General features: G+C 64.1%; 14 protein-coding genes. 5 read left to right on the top strand and 9 right to left on the bottom strand.

Annotated features, from left to right (window positions below; all coding sequences use genetic code 11):
- Nucleotides 1-18 precede the first annotated feature (18 nt).
- From folK to hda, 4 genes are all read right to left on the bottom strand, one after another.
- Entirely contained in the window at nucleotides 19-630 is a 612-nt protein-coding gene (folK, locus tag QZ634_RS12450) for a 2-amino-4-hydroxy-6-hydroxymethyldihydropteridine diphosphokinase (RefSeq protein ID WP_291988792.1), read from the bottom strand.
- Complete coding sequence (gene pcnB, locus QZ634_RS12445; RefSeq protein WP_291988790.1) at nucleotides 627-1994, bottom strand: polynucleotide adenylyltransferase PcnB; 1368 nt, start codon at nucleotides 1992-1994, stop codon at nucleotides 627-629. Before pcnB ends, folK begins: the two co-directional genes overlap by 4 nt.
- A gap of 91 nt (nucleotides 1995-2085) precedes the next feature.
- Entirely contained in the window at nucleotides 2086-2751 is a 666-nt protein-coding gene (locus QZ634_RS12440) for an HAD family hydrolase (RefSeq protein ID WP_291988788.1), read from the bottom strand.
- A 20-nt stretch (nucleotides 2752-2771) separates the two neighbouring features.
- Nucleotides 2772-3524, bottom strand: a complete 753-nt coding sequence (hda, locus tag QZ634_RS12435) for a DnaA regulatory inactivator Hda (RefSeq protein ID WP_291988786.1) — start codon at nucleotides 3522-3524, stop codon at nucleotides 2772-2774.
- Between the two features lie 48 nt (nucleotides 3525-3572).
- Between hda and purM the strand changes: the two genes are divergently transcribed.
- Nucleotides 3573-4610, top strand: coding sequence for a phosphoribosylformylglycinamidine cyclo-ligase (purM, locus tag QZ634_RS12430; protein WP_291988784.1), 1038 nt, complete (start codon nucleotides 3573-3575; stop codon nucleotides 4608-4610).
- Between the two features lie 122 nt (nucleotides 4611-4732).
- Here purM and QZ634_RS12425 read toward each other — a convergent pair whose 3' ends face one another.
- Complete coding sequence (locus QZ634_RS12425; RefSeq protein ID WP_291988782.1) at nucleotides 4733-5092, bottom strand: hypothetical protein; 360 nt, start codon at nucleotides 5090-5092, stop codon at nucleotides 4733-4735.
- A 290-nt stretch (nucleotides 5093-5382) separates the two neighbouring features.
- On the opposite strand from QZ634_RS12425, the gene QZ634_RS12420 reads away from it, so the two are divergent.
- The 4 genes from QZ634_RS12420 (at nucleotide 5383) to QZ634_RS12405 (ending at nucleotide 11893) form a co-directional block, all read left to right on the top strand.
- A complete protein-coding gene (locus QZ634_RS12420; protein WP_291988780.1) occupies nucleotides 5383-6564 on the top strand; it encodes an efflux RND transporter periplasmic adaptor subunit in 1182 nt (393 codons plus the stop codon).
- The gene (locus tag QZ634_RS12415; RefSeq protein WP_291988778.1) at nucleotides 6561-9647 is read left to right on the top strand and encodes an efflux RND transporter permease subunit; all 3087 of its coding nucleotides are present in this window, start codon (nucleotides 6561-6563) and stop codon (nucleotides 9645-9647) included. The genes QZ634_RS12420 and QZ634_RS12415 overlap by 4 nt, the downstream gene beginning before the upstream one ends.
- A gap of 130 nt (nucleotides 9648-9777) precedes the next feature.
- Nucleotides 9778-10161 carry a DUF6394 family protein gene (locus QZ634_RS12410; RefSeq protein WP_043570771.1) on the top strand — a complete coding sequence of 128 codons (384 nt, stop codon included), beginning with the start codon at nucleotides 9778-9780 and terminating at the stop codon, nucleotides 10159-10161.
- A 13-nt stretch (nucleotides 10162-10174) separates the two neighbouring features.
- The gene (locus tag QZ634_RS12405; RefSeq protein ID WP_291988776.1) at nucleotides 10175-11893 is read left to right on the top strand and encodes a potassium channel protein; all 1719 of its coding nucleotides are present in this window, start codon (nucleotides 10175-10177) and stop codon (nucleotides 11891-11893) included.
- 163 nt (nucleotides 11894-12056) lie between these two features.
- On the opposite strand, the gene erpA is transcribed toward QZ634_RS12405, so the two are convergent.
- From erpA to argC, 4 genes are read right to left on the bottom strand one after another with little or no spacing between them, the layout of a single operon-like run.
- Nucleotides 12057-12407 (bottom strand): iron-sulfur cluster insertion protein ErpA, encoded by a 351-nt coding sequence (gene erpA, locus QZ634_RS12400; RefSeq protein ID WP_043570698.1) that lies wholly within the window; start codon nucleotides 12405-12407, stop codon nucleotides 12057-12059.
- A gap of 45 nt (nucleotides 12408-12452) precedes the next feature.
- Nucleotides 12453-12854: a polymer-forming cytoskeletal protein gene (locus QZ634_RS12395; RefSeq protein ID WP_291988774.1), complete on the bottom strand. Its 402-nt coding sequence runs from the start codon at nucleotides 12852-12854 to the stop codon at nucleotides 12453-12455.
- A gap of 11 nt (nucleotides 12855-12865) precedes the next feature.
- Nucleotides 12866-13630, bottom strand: coding sequence for a DUF6776 family protein (locus QZ634_RS12390; RefSeq protein ID WP_291988773.1), 765 nt, complete (start codon nucleotides 13628-13630; stop codon nucleotides 12866-12868).
- The gene (gene argC, locus QZ634_RS12385; protein ID WP_291988771.1) at nucleotides 13606-14634 is read right to left on the bottom strand and encodes an N-acetyl-gamma-glutamyl-phosphate reductase; all 1029 of its coding nucleotides are present in this window, start codon (nucleotides 14632-14634) and stop codon (nucleotides 13606-13608) included. Before argC ends, QZ634_RS12390 begins: the two co-directional genes overlap by 25 nt.
- Between the last annotated feature and the right edge of the window lie 25 nt (nucleotides 14635-14659).

Raw genomic sequence — 14659 nt, 5'->3', positions numbered from 1 at the left:
CGCGCAGCCCTGGCGCGGCTAGTCGGCAAGCCTCTCGACGGCTTGCCTGCTGACTGCCGGCAACCACGCGGCAGCGCGGCCGCGGCCGGGGATCAGCGCCTGCGGTGCGATTTCGAGCAGCGGTGCGATGACAAAGGCGCGCAGGTGCATGCGCGGGTGCGGTAGGCTCAGGCGCTGGCTATCGACGACCAGGTCGTCGTAGAGCAGGAGGTCGAGGTCGAGTGTGCGCGGGGCGTGATGATACTCGCGGCGGCGTCCGAACACCCGTTCGATGGCCAGCAGGGCGTCGAGTAACTGCGCCGGTGTCAGGCGCGTGTGCAGTGCAGCAACGGCGTTGATGAAATCGGCTTGGCTGCGGATAATGCGGCCTCCCACCGGTGCCGTCCGATACAGCGACGAGAGGCGCTGCAGTCGGCATTCGGCGACGCCGGCCAGCGCGCGCGCGGCGGCGCGGACCTGCGCCTGTGGGTCGGCCAGGTTGGCGCCCAGCGCGACGTAGGCCAGGTGCTCGGTGGGGGTGGCGGGAGCGGAGTGGGAGTGCTCGGGTTGCTCGGGTTGCTCGGGTTGCTCGGGTTGCTCGGGTTGCTCGGGTTGCTCGGGGTGCGTCGATGTCTTGTCGCCGTCACTCATTCTGCAGCGTCGGGATTCTGCTCGCTGCCCTCGGCTGGGCGACGGCGACGACGACGGCGTTTCTTGACGCTGCCCGGCGCCGCCGGCAGCAGCATCGCCGCACGCGCCTCGTCGCTGGCATGCAGAAATTCGCTCCACCAGTCGCCGATCGCCGGATCGATTTCGCCGGACTCGGCGCGCAGCAGCAGGAAGTCGTAGCCGGCCTTGAAACGTGGTTGCTGCAGGACGCCGTAGGGTCGCTTTCCGGAGCGTTGTTCGAAGCGCGGCTGCAGACCCCAGATATCCTTGATGTCGCCGGCAATGCGCCGGGTGATGGCGAGCTTTTCCGCCTGCACGTGCAGGACCTCGTCCATGGCCACGAAAAGCGACGGGATCGGCGGTTCGCCGCGGCTTTTGAGCGGCTCCCAGGTGGCCAGGACCTGATGCCAGAGCAGGGTGGCGAAAAGGAAGCCCGGCGAGATCGGCTTGCCTTCTTGGACGCGCCGGTCGGTGGCTTCGAGCGCGAGGACGACGAAGCGCTCGCCAAGCGGCTGCTCGAGAATCACGTCGAGCAGCGGCAGGACGCCGTCGTGCAGTCCCTCTTCACGCAGGCGCGTGACGCAACGCAGGGCATGCCCGGAGGTGAGCAGCTTGAGCATCTCGTCGAAGAGTCGCGACGGCGGCACGTTGTCGAGCAGATCGGCCATTTCGCGGATCGGCCGCCGCGCCTCGGGGTCGATGGACAGGCCGATCTTGGCCGCCAGACGCACGGCGCGCAGCATGCGCACCGGGTCTTCGCGGTAGCGTGTCTTCGGGTCCCCGATCATGCGCAGGGTCTTCTGCTGCAGGTCGGCGACACCGTGGTGGTAATCGATGATCGTTTCCGAGCTCGGGTCGTAGTACAGCGCGTTGACCGTGAAATCCCGGCGCGCGGCGTCGTCCGACTGGCTGCCGAAGACGTTGTCGCGCAGCAGGCGGCCCTGCGCGTCGGTTTGCGCCTTGTTGCCGCCGTGCTCTCCTTGCTCGCCGTGATGGCCGCGGAAGGTGGTGACTTCGATGGTCTCCGCACCCATATTCACGTGCACGATCTGGAAGCGGCGGCCGATGATCCGCGAGCGGCGGAAACAGCGCCGGACCTGTTCTGGCGTGGCGTTGGTGGCCACGTCGAAGTCCTTCGGCGTCAGTCCGGCGAGCAGGTCGCGAACCGCACCGCCGACGATGTAGGCCTGGTAGCCATTCTCCTGCAAGGCCTCGACGGTCTGCCGGCAGCCACGGCTGATCTGGTCACGCTGCAGACCGTGCTGGCCGGCCGCGATGATCGCCGGCTGGTTACGGTTGCCAGCGTTTTTTCTTCCGAGAACGCGGGATATGAACTTGCGGATCATCGCTTGCTTCTTGTTCCTGTGTTGTGGCCCTATAGGCGCGGCATGATAGCCGATATTGCCCGCGCGATCAGCGCTCGATCAGCTGTTCGCTTCAGCCGAGGAGGCTGATGACCGGCCAGCCGGCGGTTTCGGCGTGCGCGCGCAGCGTCGGGTCCGGGTCGACCGCGACCGGATTGCTGACCTTCGACAACAACGGCAGGTCGTTCTGCGAGTCGCTGTAGAACCAGCTGCGTTCGAAACTGCCCCACCACAGGCCCATCGCTTCGAGCCAGTCCTCGACGCGGATGATCTTGCCTTCGCGGAACGAGGGCGTGCCGCGCGGCTGGCCGGTGAATTGCCCGTTCTCGTGCGCCGGAATGGTGGCGATCAGATGCGCGATGCCGAGATTGCGGGCCAGCGGCGCGGTGACGAAGCTGTTGGTGGCGGTGACGATGGCGCACAGGGCGCCGCTGTCGAGATGCCGGTGAACCAGCGCGCGTGCCTTGCGGCCGACAATCGGCAGGATGTGTCGACGCATGAATTCGCCGAGCCAGGTGTCGAGTTGCGCGCGCGGGTAGCGCGCCAGGGGCTGCAGCTGAAAGTCGAGAAAGATCTCGATATCGAGCGTTCCGGCCTTGTATTGTTCGTAGAACTCGAGGTTTCGGGCTTCGTACAAGGCGCGGTCGAGAACGCCTTTGGCGATCAGGAACTGCGCCCATTCAAAGTCGCTGTCGCCGGCGATGAGGGTATTGTCGATGTCAAAAAGAACAAGATCCATGGCTATGCCTTTCGCGCAGCTCAGCGCTCCAGTGGCGCCTGCAGAACTTCGCGCAGCAAGCTCAGGGTGACCGGGCGCTGGTGCTCGAGCGAGTAACGGTCGATGGCCATCAACAAGGCCGTCAGGCTGCGCATGTCGCGTGGCGCGCGCAGGAAAAGATAGGTGAAAGCCTCCGCCGGCAGGAGCAAACCGCGCGCCCGCGCCTGCTCGCCGAGCGCGGCCAGTTTTTCGCCGTCGCTCAGGGGCTGCAGCCGGTACACCAGGCTGCTGCCCAGGCGCGTACGCAGGTCCTCGCGCAAGCGAAGTTGTCGCGGCGGCACACTGGCCGCGGCGAGTAATCGCCCGCCGCTGGTGCAGAGGCGATTGATCAGGTTGAACAGGCTGATTTGCCCACGGGCGCTGAGCGCTTCGACGTTATCGACGGCGTGCGTGCAGCCATCCGGCGCGATTTCCGAGAGATCGGGGTCCATGCGCGCGTCGCTGTACGCGGCTTCGCTGGCTTGCAGCAGGTGCGATTTCCCGGCACCCGCCTCGCCCCAGAGAAAGAACAGCGGCTCGCGGTTGACCGGCGCCAGCCAGGCGGCCAGTCCGGTCAGCGCTTCAGCGTTGCCGCCGGCGACAAAATTCTCGAAGCTGGGCCGCTCTTCGGGCAGCAGGTCGAGAATCAACTGGCGCATCTGGGGGGGTTCAGGCTTGTCGGTTTGCGGTGCGATCAGCACGCGGGAGGGCCATTTCGGATAAGATTCGGGATCGGGCAGAGCAGAGTGGTCCATTCTACCACTACGCGGCATCTGCCTGCCTTGCTCGGGACGCGCTACAAGATGACTCTGGAATCTCTCTCCTATCGCGATGCCGGTGTCGACATTGACGCCGGCGATGAACTCGTCGAACGTATCAAGCCCTTTGCCAGGAAGACGCTGCGCGAAGGCGTTCTCGGCGGCATCGGCGGCTTTGGCGCCCTGTTCGAGGTCCCGAAGCGCTATCGTGAGCCGGTTCTGGTCTCCGGTACCGATGGCGTCGGCACCAAATTGAAGCTCGCATTTCAGCTCCGGCGGCATGACACGATCGGTATCGACCTGGTGGCGATGAGCGTGAACGACATTCTCGTGCAAGGTGCCGAACCGCTCTTCTTCCTCGATTACCTGGCCTGCGGCAAGCTCGATGTCGGGACCGCTGCGCGCGTCATCAAGGGCATTGCCGAGGGCTGTGAGTTGGCCGGATGCGCCCTGATCGGCGGCGAGACCGCCGAAATGCCGGGAATGTATCCCGAAGGCGAATACGATCTGGCCGGTTTCGCGGTCGGCGTCGTCGAAAAGTCGGCAGTCATCGATGGCGCAACGATCGTCCCGGGCGATGTGCTGCTCGGGCTGCCGTCGTCGGGTGCACATTCCAACGGCTATTCGCTGCTGCGCAAGATCGTTGCCCGTTCCGGTGCTGACCTGGCCGCGCCATTCGACGGCGAGCAGACCCTGGCCGACGCGGCGATGGCGCCAACACGGATCTACGTCAAGCCGCTCCTGGCGCTGATGCAGGCTCTGCCGGTCAAGGGGATGGCGCACATTACCGGCGGTGGGCTGACCGGCAACGTTCCGCGCATCCTGCCCGACAATGTTCGTGCCGAGATCGCCCAGGCGGCGTGGCAGCGACCGAAATTGTTCGACTGGCTACAGCACGAAGGCGGCGTCAGCGATGACGAGATGCACCGCGTCTTCAACTGCGGGATCGGCATGGTCGTCGTCGTCGCTCGCGAGAACGCGTCACAGGCGGTCAGGATTCTGAACGACGCTGGCGAGCCGGCACTGGTCATCGGCAGCATCAAGGCGCGCAACGAGGGCGAGGCACAGACCACGCTGGTGTGAAGGGCGTGCGCCATGGCGGCAGAGGATTCTTTGCGGCAAGGCCAGGACGGTGGCACTGCGCCTTTGCCGGCATTCGCTGTTCGCCGCCGTGTCGAGGGCGAGCCGCGGCGAGCGCCTGGCGGTCAGACCTTGATGTTGATCTTGACGTCGCCGCCGGCTTTTCGGCGCCCGCGTTCTGAACGGGTGTCGAGAATCACCGCCTGCGTGCTGGAGCGGCGTTCCTTCTGCCGGCGCTCGACCGCTCCGGGCGGAGTTGCGGCCTCGGTCGCCTCTGCCGGCGTGGGTTCGGGGGCTTCTTGCTGCGCGCGCCGCGCCTGCTCTCGCGGCCGCCGCTCACGGGCAGGCCAGGGGTGGTTGGGCAGCGCTGTCGAGAGGCCGCTGTCGATTCCTTTTGCGCCGGTGACGGGTTCCGGCTTGCTGACATCGTCGGGTTCTCTGCCGACGCTGGTGGCGGGCGGTACAACTTCAGCGGGAATTCTCATTGTCCGGCTCTCTCCTCATTCCTCGCCAGCGGCGGTCTCTCGATTTGCAGGACCGCTGCACAAGACATCCGAGTGGCCTTCGGACACTCGGCAGACAAATGGTTAACGGCAGGTCTCAGGTCGAACTTTAGCACTGGCGGCCGGCGGGCGCCGCAGCTTGCGCACCCCGGCTGCGGCCGGGTTGGCGATTCGAGCGGGCTTGGGTACACTTCGCCCGCTGCCGGCCAGCGTGCTGGTGGCAGATTTGCAGACCCTTTACTTGGCCGCTGCGGCGGCGGATTTGGATAGCCATGTCGCGCGGAAATAATCGATCCCTGTTTCTGGCTGTCGCAATGGTCGGACTTGTCGCCGTTGGCTACTTTGCCTATACGGGTTTTCGTCTGCCCAGTGCGCCGACGCTGCCGCCGGCGCCAGCCGCTGGCGCCGGCAAGGAAGCCGTCAGCGCCCGCGCCGCGCCGCCGGGTGCTTTCCCGATGGCGGTCGAGACAGCACGCGTGCAAGCGTCCGAACTCGCGGTCGATGCCACTGCAGTCGGCTCCTTGCGCTCGAACGAGTCGGTCGTCCTGCGCCCCGAGATTGCCGGCCGTATCGCATCGATCAACTTCAAGGATGGCGTCGCGGTCAGCAAGGGCGCGCTGCTGGTGGCGCTCGATGACGCGACGCAGGCAGCCGAACTCAATCAGGCGAAGGCGGCTCTGGCGCTGGCCCAGGCCAACCAGCAGCGCACGCAGGACCTGTTCGCCAGGAAATTCGTCAGCGGGCAGGCGCTGGACAATACCCAGGCGGCGCTGAAGGTGCAGGAAGCGGCGCTGGCCCTGGCGCAGGCCAGGCTCGACAAGACGCGTATCCGGGCGCCGTTCTCCGGTGTGCTCGGCATTCGCAATGTCAGCGTCGGCGACTATGTCAAGGAAGGCCAGGAACTGATCAATATCGAGGACATCGGGACGCTGAAAGTCGACTTCCGCCTGCCCGAATCGTATCTGGCGCAACTCAGTCCTGGGCAGCAACTGGAGGTTTCCAGCGACGCGCTGCCGGGGCAGGTCTTCGCCGCGGTGCTCGAGGCGATCAATCCGCTGGTCGAGGCCAGCGGTCGTGCCATTTCTCTGCGCGCGCAGCTGTCCAACAGCGAGCGGAAGTTGCGCCCGGGGATGTTCGTCCGCGTCCGCCTGATCTTCGAACGGCGCGACAAGGTGCTCTTGATTCCCGAGCAGGCGCTGGTTCCCGACCGCACAGCGCCTTACGTCTATCGCGTCGTCGATGGCCAGGCGCAACGCGCGCCGATCAAGACCGGCCTGCGCCGCAATGCCCAGGTCGAGGTTGTCGAGGGCTTGAGCGCCGGCGACGAGATCGTCACCGCCGGCCAGCTGAAGTTGCGGGAGGGTGCTGCGGTACGCTCGCTGGGCGTGGGCGCGCCGGGTGGAGCGCCGGCGAGCGACGGCAAGGCGGCCAGTGCGGCGGGTAGCGGAAAATGAAAATCTCCGATCTGTGCATCCGTCGGCCGGTGTTCGCGACGGTGCTCTCGCTGGCCATCATGCTCGTCGGGCTGGTCTCGTATACCCGCCTGCCGGTGCGCGAGTATCCCAAGATCGACGAACCGGTGGTCACCGTCGATACCACCTATCGTGGCGCCTCTGCCGAGATCGTCGAATCGCAGATCAGCAAACCGCTCGAGGACTCGCTGGCCGGTATCGAGGGGGTGGACGTGATCACCTCGATTTCGCGCCAGGAAAACAGCCAGATTTCAGTGCGCTTCAAGCTGGAGCGCAATCCCGATTCGGCGGCGGCGGACGTCCGCGACCGTGTCTCACGGGTGCGCAACAAATTGCCGACGGCCATCGACGAGCCGGTGATCGCCAAGGTCGAAGCCGATGCCAATCCGATCATCTGGTTGGCGTTCTCGTCCGACCACCATTCGGCGCTGGAAGTCACTGACGTCGCCAACCGCATTGTCAAGCCGCGCCTGCAGACGCTGCCGGGAGCCGCCGACGTGCGCGTCTTCGGCGAACGCCGGTACGCCATGCGCATCTGGCTCGACCGCGATCGCCTGGCGGCCTTCAATCTCACGCCGCAGGATGTCGAGGATGCGCTGCGCCGGCAGAACGTGGAAGTGCCGGCCGGGCGCATCGAAAGCCGGAGCCGTGAGTTCTCGGTGGTCGCCAGGACCGATCTGACCGAGCCGGAACAGTTCGCCGCGATCATCGTCAAGCAGGCCAGCGACGGCAAAGGCAGCTACCCGGTGCGTATCGCTGACCTCGGGCGGGTCGAAGTCGGCGCCGCATCCGAGCGCAGCAGCGTTCGTTTCAAGGGTCGCTCGGCCGTCGCTCTCGGGGTAATCAAGCAGGCGACCGCCAACCCCCTCGAGCTGTCAAAGGCGCTGCGCGGCGAACTTCCCAAAGTGATCGACGAGCTGCCAGAGGGAATGACGGTGAATATCGCCTACGACTCGTCGGTGTTCATCGCGCGCTCGATCGACGCGGTTTTCGAGACCATTGGCGAAGCGATGTTGCTGGTCCTGCTGATCATCTTCCTGTTCCTGCGCAACTTCCGCGCGACGCTGATTCCACTGGTGACCATTCCGGTGTCGCTGATCGGCGCTTTTGCGCTCATGCTGATGCTCGGCTTCAGCATCAACACGCTGACCCTGCTGGCGCTGGTGCTGGCCATTGGCCTGGTCGTCGATGACGCGATCGTTGTCCTCGAGAACATCTACCGGCACATCGAAGCGGGCATGCCGAGGCAGCAGGCAGCCCGGCAGGGAGCGCAGGAGATCGGTTTCGCGGTCGTGGCGATGACCATTACCCTGGCTGCCGTGTATGCGCCGGTGGCCTTCATGACCGGTCGCACCGGCAAGCTGTTCGTCGAGTTTGCGCTGACCCTGGCCGGCGCGGTGCTGGTTTCGGGTTTCGTTGCCTTGACCCTGTCGCCGATGATGTGTTCGCTGCTGTTGAAACACGAGACGCGCCACGGGAAGGCCTACGTCTGGGTCGAGAACGTCCTCAACGGGCTGACGCGAGGCTATCGCCGGGCGCTGACCATGGCCCTGCAGCGGCGCTGGCTGGTGATGCTGGTTTTCGCCGTCGTCGCCGGGTCGAATGTCTTCCTGCTCAAGGCGCTGAAGTCCGAGCTGGCGCCGGTTGAAGACCGGGGCATCATTCTCGGCGTCTTTCTGGCGCCGGAAGGCGCGACGCTGGACTATACCGACAGGTACGCGCGCCAACTCGAAGACATCTACGCCAATACCAAGGACGTCGAGCGCTACTTCGTCGTCGCTGGCAACCCCACGGTCAGTCAGGGCATTTCCTTCGTCGGCCTGAGCGACTGGGACGAGCGTCCGCGCAATTCGGGTGCGGTGGTCAAGGAGCTGTTTCCGAAGTTCATGGGCATTCCCGGCGTGCTGGCGTTTCCGGTGCAGCCGCCTTCGCTGGGTCAGAATCCGCGCGAGCGGCCGGTCAACTTCGTCATCCTGACCTCGGCGTCGTACGCCGAGCTGGAGCAGATGACCGGCAAGATTCTCGCCGAGGTGGCCACGAATCCGGGCTTCACCAACGTCGATACCGATCTCAAACTCAACAAACCCGAGCTCTCGGTGCTGGTCAATCGTGACAAGTCCTCGGATACCGGCGTGCACATCGAGACCGTCGGGCGCACGCTGGAAACGATGCTTGGCGGTCGCCAGGTGACGCGCTTCAAGCGCGCGGGCGAGCAGTACGACGTGATTGTGCAGGTGGCGGACAGCGATCGTGCGACGCCTTCCGACATCCGAGACATCTTTGTCCGCGCCAAGGACGGCAGCATGATTCCTCTGGCCAATCTGCTTACCGTCAGCGAAACCGTCAGTCCCCGTGAGCTGAACCATTTCGGTCAGCGTCGGGCGGTGACCATCACCGCCAATCTCGCGCCGGGCTACAGCATGGGGGATGCCCTGCACTTTCTCGACGAGGCGGCCGGGCGCGTTCTGCCGGCCGGCTATGCGGTGGATTACGCTGGCCAGTCGCGTGAGTTCAAGCTTTCGTCGTCGTCGCTGGCGCTGACTTTCGTTCTCGCGCTGGCTTTCATCTATCTGGTGCTTGCTGCCCAGTTCGAGAGTTTTCGTGATCCCTTCATCATCATGCTTACGGTGCCGCTGTCGATGACCGGTGCGCTGCTGGCGCTGCTGCTCAGCGGCGGTACGCTCAACGTCTATAGCCAGATCGGGCTGGTGACCCTGGTTGGCCTGATCACCAAGCATGGCATCCTGATTGTCGAGTTCGCCAACCAGTTGCTGGAGCAGGGGCAGGCGGTCGTTGAGGCGGTGATCGACGCCGCGGAAATGCGCCTGCGGCCGATTCTGATGACCACTGGTGCGATGGTGCTGGGGACGATTCCACTGGCCCTGGCCAGTGGCGCCGGCGCCGAGAGTCGCCAGCAGATCGGCTGGGTGATCGTTGGCGGCCTGCTCCTCGGCACCTTCTTCACACTCTTCGTTGTGCCTACCGTCTACAGCCTGCTGGCACGGCGCAAGAGCGCCGCTGGCGGTGACGCTGCCGCAGCCGCGGTGAGCATCGCGGTGCCTTGAGCGGCCTTCTGCATCACCGCTCACCGGCGAGGCTGCTGGCCGGTTTTCTTTCCTAGCTCAGGCGAGTATGCTGTCGAGCTAAGTGCTGGGCGATCGTGCGCTGGCTTTGTCTGCCGTGGAGAGGGTGCTCATGAATCTCGAGAAGGTGATTTTCGGTTTCTTCATCGTTCTTGCGGCAACGCTGAACTTCGGCTTCTTCATCGGCGATATCGACAATCCGACGCACCACCACATCTACGAGCTGTTTGCCGCGATCGTCGTCAACCTGATTGCCACTGTCCTGAAGTTCGGCGACCGCACGCAGATCGGCGCGGTGCACCTGTCGACCAGCCTGGTGGCCGACCTGCAACTGGTTGCGGCGGCCTGCGTGTGGGCCATCGCGGTGCATGTCACCGGCGAGGGCATGTCGGCCGACGTCACCACCAGTGTCGTTTCGCTCAGTGGCGGGGCCTTGCTGGCCAACTTCGTTTCGCTGGTGTTGTTGATTGCCGAGACGGTGATGTTGCGGCGCTGATGGCGACGCCGGAATGAACACCAGCATCTTCTTTCTCGCCCTGCGGCGGATGCGCGTGCCGCTGATCGTGCTGATTGTCCTGTATGCGGTGTCCGCCCTCGGCCTGACGCTGGTTCCCGGCATCGATGCGCAAGGCCGACCAGCGCCGCCGATGAGTTTCTTTCACGCCTTCTATTTCGTCAGCTACACGGCCAGTACGATCGGCTTTGGCGAGATTCCGGTGCCCTTTTCCGACGCCCAGCGGATGTGGGTCACGGTGTGCATTTTCCTCTCGGTGATCGGCTGGTCATACTCGATCATCAGCCTGCTCGCGCTGGTCCAGGACAAGGGTTTTCAGCAGGTCCTGCAGAGCGGCCAGTTTGCGCGCCGGGTACGGCATCTCGGCGAGCCTTTCTACATCGTCTGCGGCTGTGGCGAAACAGGGATGCTGATTGCGCGCGCGCTCGATCGCAGCGGCATCCGGGTGGTGGCGCTCGAGCGTAATGACCAGCGCATCCAGGAAGTGGAGCTCGAGGATTTCGCGGCGGACATTCTCGTCCTGTGTGCCGATGCGGCGCAACCGCAAAACCTGATTCTCGCCGGCTTGAAGCACCGTAGTTGTCGCGGCGTGCTGGCGATCACCGACGACGATTCGGCCAATCTTGCGGTGGCCATTGCCAGCCGGCTGGTCAATCCGCGCCTGATGGTCGTGGCGCGCGTCGCCAGCCCGTCGGTGGAGCGCAACATGATGTCCTTCGGGACGCACTACGTGGTCAATCACTTCGAGAAGTTTGCCGACTATCTGGCGCAGGCGATTCATTCACCGAGTTGGTTCCGTCTGGTAGACCTGCTCACCGGGCTGCCCGGACAGCAAGTACCCGAGCGGCACGATCCGCCGGTTGGCGACTGGGTCGTTTGTGGCTATGGTCTGTTCGGGCAGGCGGTGGTACGTAATCTGGAGCGGCAGGGCGTCAGCCTGACGGTCATCGCGCCGGAACAGAACCTGCCCGCCACGGTTCGCCACATCGTCGGCCACGGGATGGAAGCGGAGCCCCTGCGGCTGGCAGGAATAGAAACCGCGGTGGGCATCGTCGCCGGTGGCGACAATGACACCAACAACCTGTCGATCGCGATGACTGCCAAGGAGATCAACCCGGCGCTATTCGTCGTGGTGCGCCAGAACCGGGTGGCCAACGAAGTCCTCTTCGACGCCTATGATGCCGACTTCACCATGGTTCCGTCACGGATCGTCGCGCGCGAGTGCATGGCGCTGATTACCTCGCCACTGCTGACCCGTTTCCTGCGCCATGTCCGCGCCTGGCCCGACACGCGCGCGGCAAGCGTAGCCAGGCAACTTGAGGAGCTCTGTGTCCACCGCGTACCCCTGGTCTGGAGCGTGCGACTGAATGCGGCAGACGCGCCGGCAGCGCACAAGCTTCTCATGATGGAGCAGGCGACCATCCGTATGGGGATATTGCGGCGCGACCCGGCCGCACGCCAGGACTTCCTGCCCTTGCTGCCGCTGTTGCTGGTGCGCGACGGACGCGACCAGGAGCTGCCCGACGATGAAACGGTCCTCAAGCCGGGTGACGAGCTGCTGTTTGCCGGCACGCGGGGCGCCAAGGCAGCGCAGAACCTCGCGCTCGACAATCGCAATGCCCTCGAATACGTGCTCACCGGGCATGATGCACAGGGCTTGCTGTGGCGCTGGTTCAACCCAACGAAGCGCGCCGGCGATCCTGGCAGTGGCTAGCGGCGCTCCACACGCGCTCGGGTTTGCGCCGGCCGGGAGTCTATGACCGGGTTGGCTGACCTGGCCCGGCGAGGCAAGCGGCGAGAGTGGGGTGGGGTGCGGCTGTCCTGCGGAGTGAGACAGGACAGCGATGCCAACGAGAGGCTTTCCTGCTTGCCTTCAGCTAGACCGAGAACGAGGAACCGCAACCGCAGGTTGTCGACGCGTTCGGGTTCTTGATGACGAATTGCGAGCCTTCGAGGCCTTCCGTGTAGTCGATTTCGGCGCCCACCAGGTACTGATAGCTCATCGGGTCGACGAGCAGCGTTACGCCGTTTTTCTGCAGTGCCGTGTCGTCGTCGTTGGCGACTTCGTCAAAGGTGAAACCGTACTGGAAGCCGGAGCATCCTCCGCCGGTGACGAAAACGCGAAGTTTCAAATCGGGATTGCCTTCGTCCTCGATCAATTCCTTCACTTTTCCGGCCGCGTTGTCGGTAAAGACGAAAGGCATGGGGATTTCAGTTGCTGCGTTCATTGGTGATCCTCCTGAAGCTGTTATCTGAGACTGCTGACGAGAAAGTCAGCCACTTGAAGCCAGTTTGAGGGCCTGTGTCCCGGTATCTGCCTGATGCACCAGACGGCCCTCGACAATGGCTCCGAGCTGAATTTCGATTTGACGGTATTCAACGTCACCTGTGACACGTGCGTTGGGGAGGAGTTCCAGTGAGTCGCTGGCCACAATCGGACCAACGACGGTGCCATTGATTACCGCATGCGATACCGAGATCCTGCCCTCGACTCTCGCTTGTTCGCTGACCACGAGAGTGCCAGCCTGCGCTTGGTCACTGCTGATGCTGCCGCACACTTCGCCGTCGACCCGCAAGCCGCCGCTGAAAGTCAGATTACCGTCGAGGCGCGTACCAGCGCCGATCAGACTGTCGATGCGATTCTGCGGCGCGCCGCTCTTGCTTTGACCAAACATGCGAGCCCCTTCTAGAGCGTCAGCATCTGCCGGGCGCGAAGCTGGCCGTCCTGCAAGACGCGAGCTTCGACGGTTTTCAGCGTGGCGCCAACGGGCACTGAAAAAAACCCTTCAATGCGCTGATAGTGCTTGATTTCAAGACGATACTCCGATGATTCCTGGGCCGCCTTCGACGGCAGGCGGATGATAACATTTTTGCCTTCCTGGCGGACGGTGAGCAGCAGCTCAAGTGTTCCCCTGGCTTCCGTTGACGTTTGCCCGGCGCTGTTGACGAGCAGGATGCTAAACATGTACTGACCGGGGGAGGCCTGCGGGTCGACGCGCAGGCGCTCGATGCGCAGGCCCGCCTTGTCAGGTGACTGTGAAGAGGAGATCAAACCTTCGAAGAACGCCAGTTCCTGCATCAAGGCGGTATTCTTTTCTTCGAGAGCCTTGATCTGCGCGCTAAGTTGCTGTTGCGTGGCACGTTCGATCTGCAGGCTGCTCTCGCCGGACCACTTGTGGTCACGTAGCGCGTGCAGTTCGGAGGTGAGTTCGGCAATACGTTCTTGCAGCTCCTGATTCTCGCTGACAAGTTCGCTGCCCTGAAAGCTTGCGGTGCGCCGACCGGCTTCGAAAATCCACGCCGCCAGGGCGAGCATGATGGCCAGCATGGAGACGACCGCCAAGGCGCGCAGATACCAGGGAAAGTGCGTGCGGACGGCCAGCTTCGGTGCGTTGATGCCGAAGCGCTGGCGCAGGCGTTTGAGCTTTAGGGAAGCACCGCCAGTTGCCATAGGCCTTCAGTTTCCGGTCGGCCGAACATGATGTTCATGTTCTGCACCGCTTGTCCCGCAGCGCCCTTGACGAGGTTGTCGATGACCGAAAGCACGACCAGGACCTTGCCTTGCTGCGGCCGATGCAGGGCGATGCGGCAGACATTGGCGGCGCGGACCGACCGTGTGTCGGGGTGCGATCCGGGGGGCAGGACGTCGACGAACGCTTCGCCACGGTAGCGTTCTTCGAAAAGCTGCTGAAAGTCGGCGTCGTTCTTGATACGCGCGTAGAGAGTCGCATGGATACCACGGATCATCGGCGTCAAATGCGGGACGAAGGTCAGGCCAACCGGCTGTGCGGCCATGGTCGTCAAGCCTTGCTGGATTTCGGGCAGATGGCGATGCCCGGGGACGGCGTAGGCCTTGAAATTGTCCGAGGCCTCCGCGAACAGTGTGGGAATCTCGGCCTTGCGACCGGCTCCCGAGACGCCCGACTTGGTGTCGGCAATCAATTGGTCAAGGTCCACCACCCCCGCTTCAACCAAGGGCATGAAGCCGAGTTGGACGGCTGTCGGATAGCACCCCGGGTTGGCCACCAGGCGAGCCTTGCTGATCCCGGAACGGTCGTGCTCGGGGAGTCCGTAGACTGCTTTTTCCACCCAGTCGGGGCTGGCATGCGACATTCCATACCAGCGTTCCCACTCGGCGACGTCCTTGATGCGGAAATCGGCAGCCAGGTCGATTACCCGTACACCGGCGTCGAGCAGTGCCGGCGCCTGGGCCATGGCGACGCCGTTGGGAGTGGCGAAGAAAACGAGATCGCAGCTGCGCAGATCAGCGCTGGCCGGATCCTCGAACTTGAGATCCAGCCGTCGCCGCAAGCTGGGAAACATGTCCGAGACGGCCGTGCCGGCCTCGCCACGCGAGGTGATGGCGACAAGCTGCACCTGTGGGTGTTGCGCCAGCAAGCGCAGCAGTTCGACACCGGTGTAGCCAGTGCCGCCGACGATTCCAACCTTGATCATTAAAGACTCCCGGATAGCCTGCCAT

Origin of the sequence: Candidatus Accumulibacter sp. ACC007 (assembly GCF_907163205.1) — a bacterium.
Lineage (GTDB): Bacteria > Pseudomonadota > Gammaproteobacteria > Burkholderiales > Rhodocyclaceae > Accumulibacter > Accumulibacter regalis.
The sequence above is the reverse complement of the archived record's forward strand: the minus strand, read 5'-3'. Positions and strand labels throughout refer to the sequence as shown.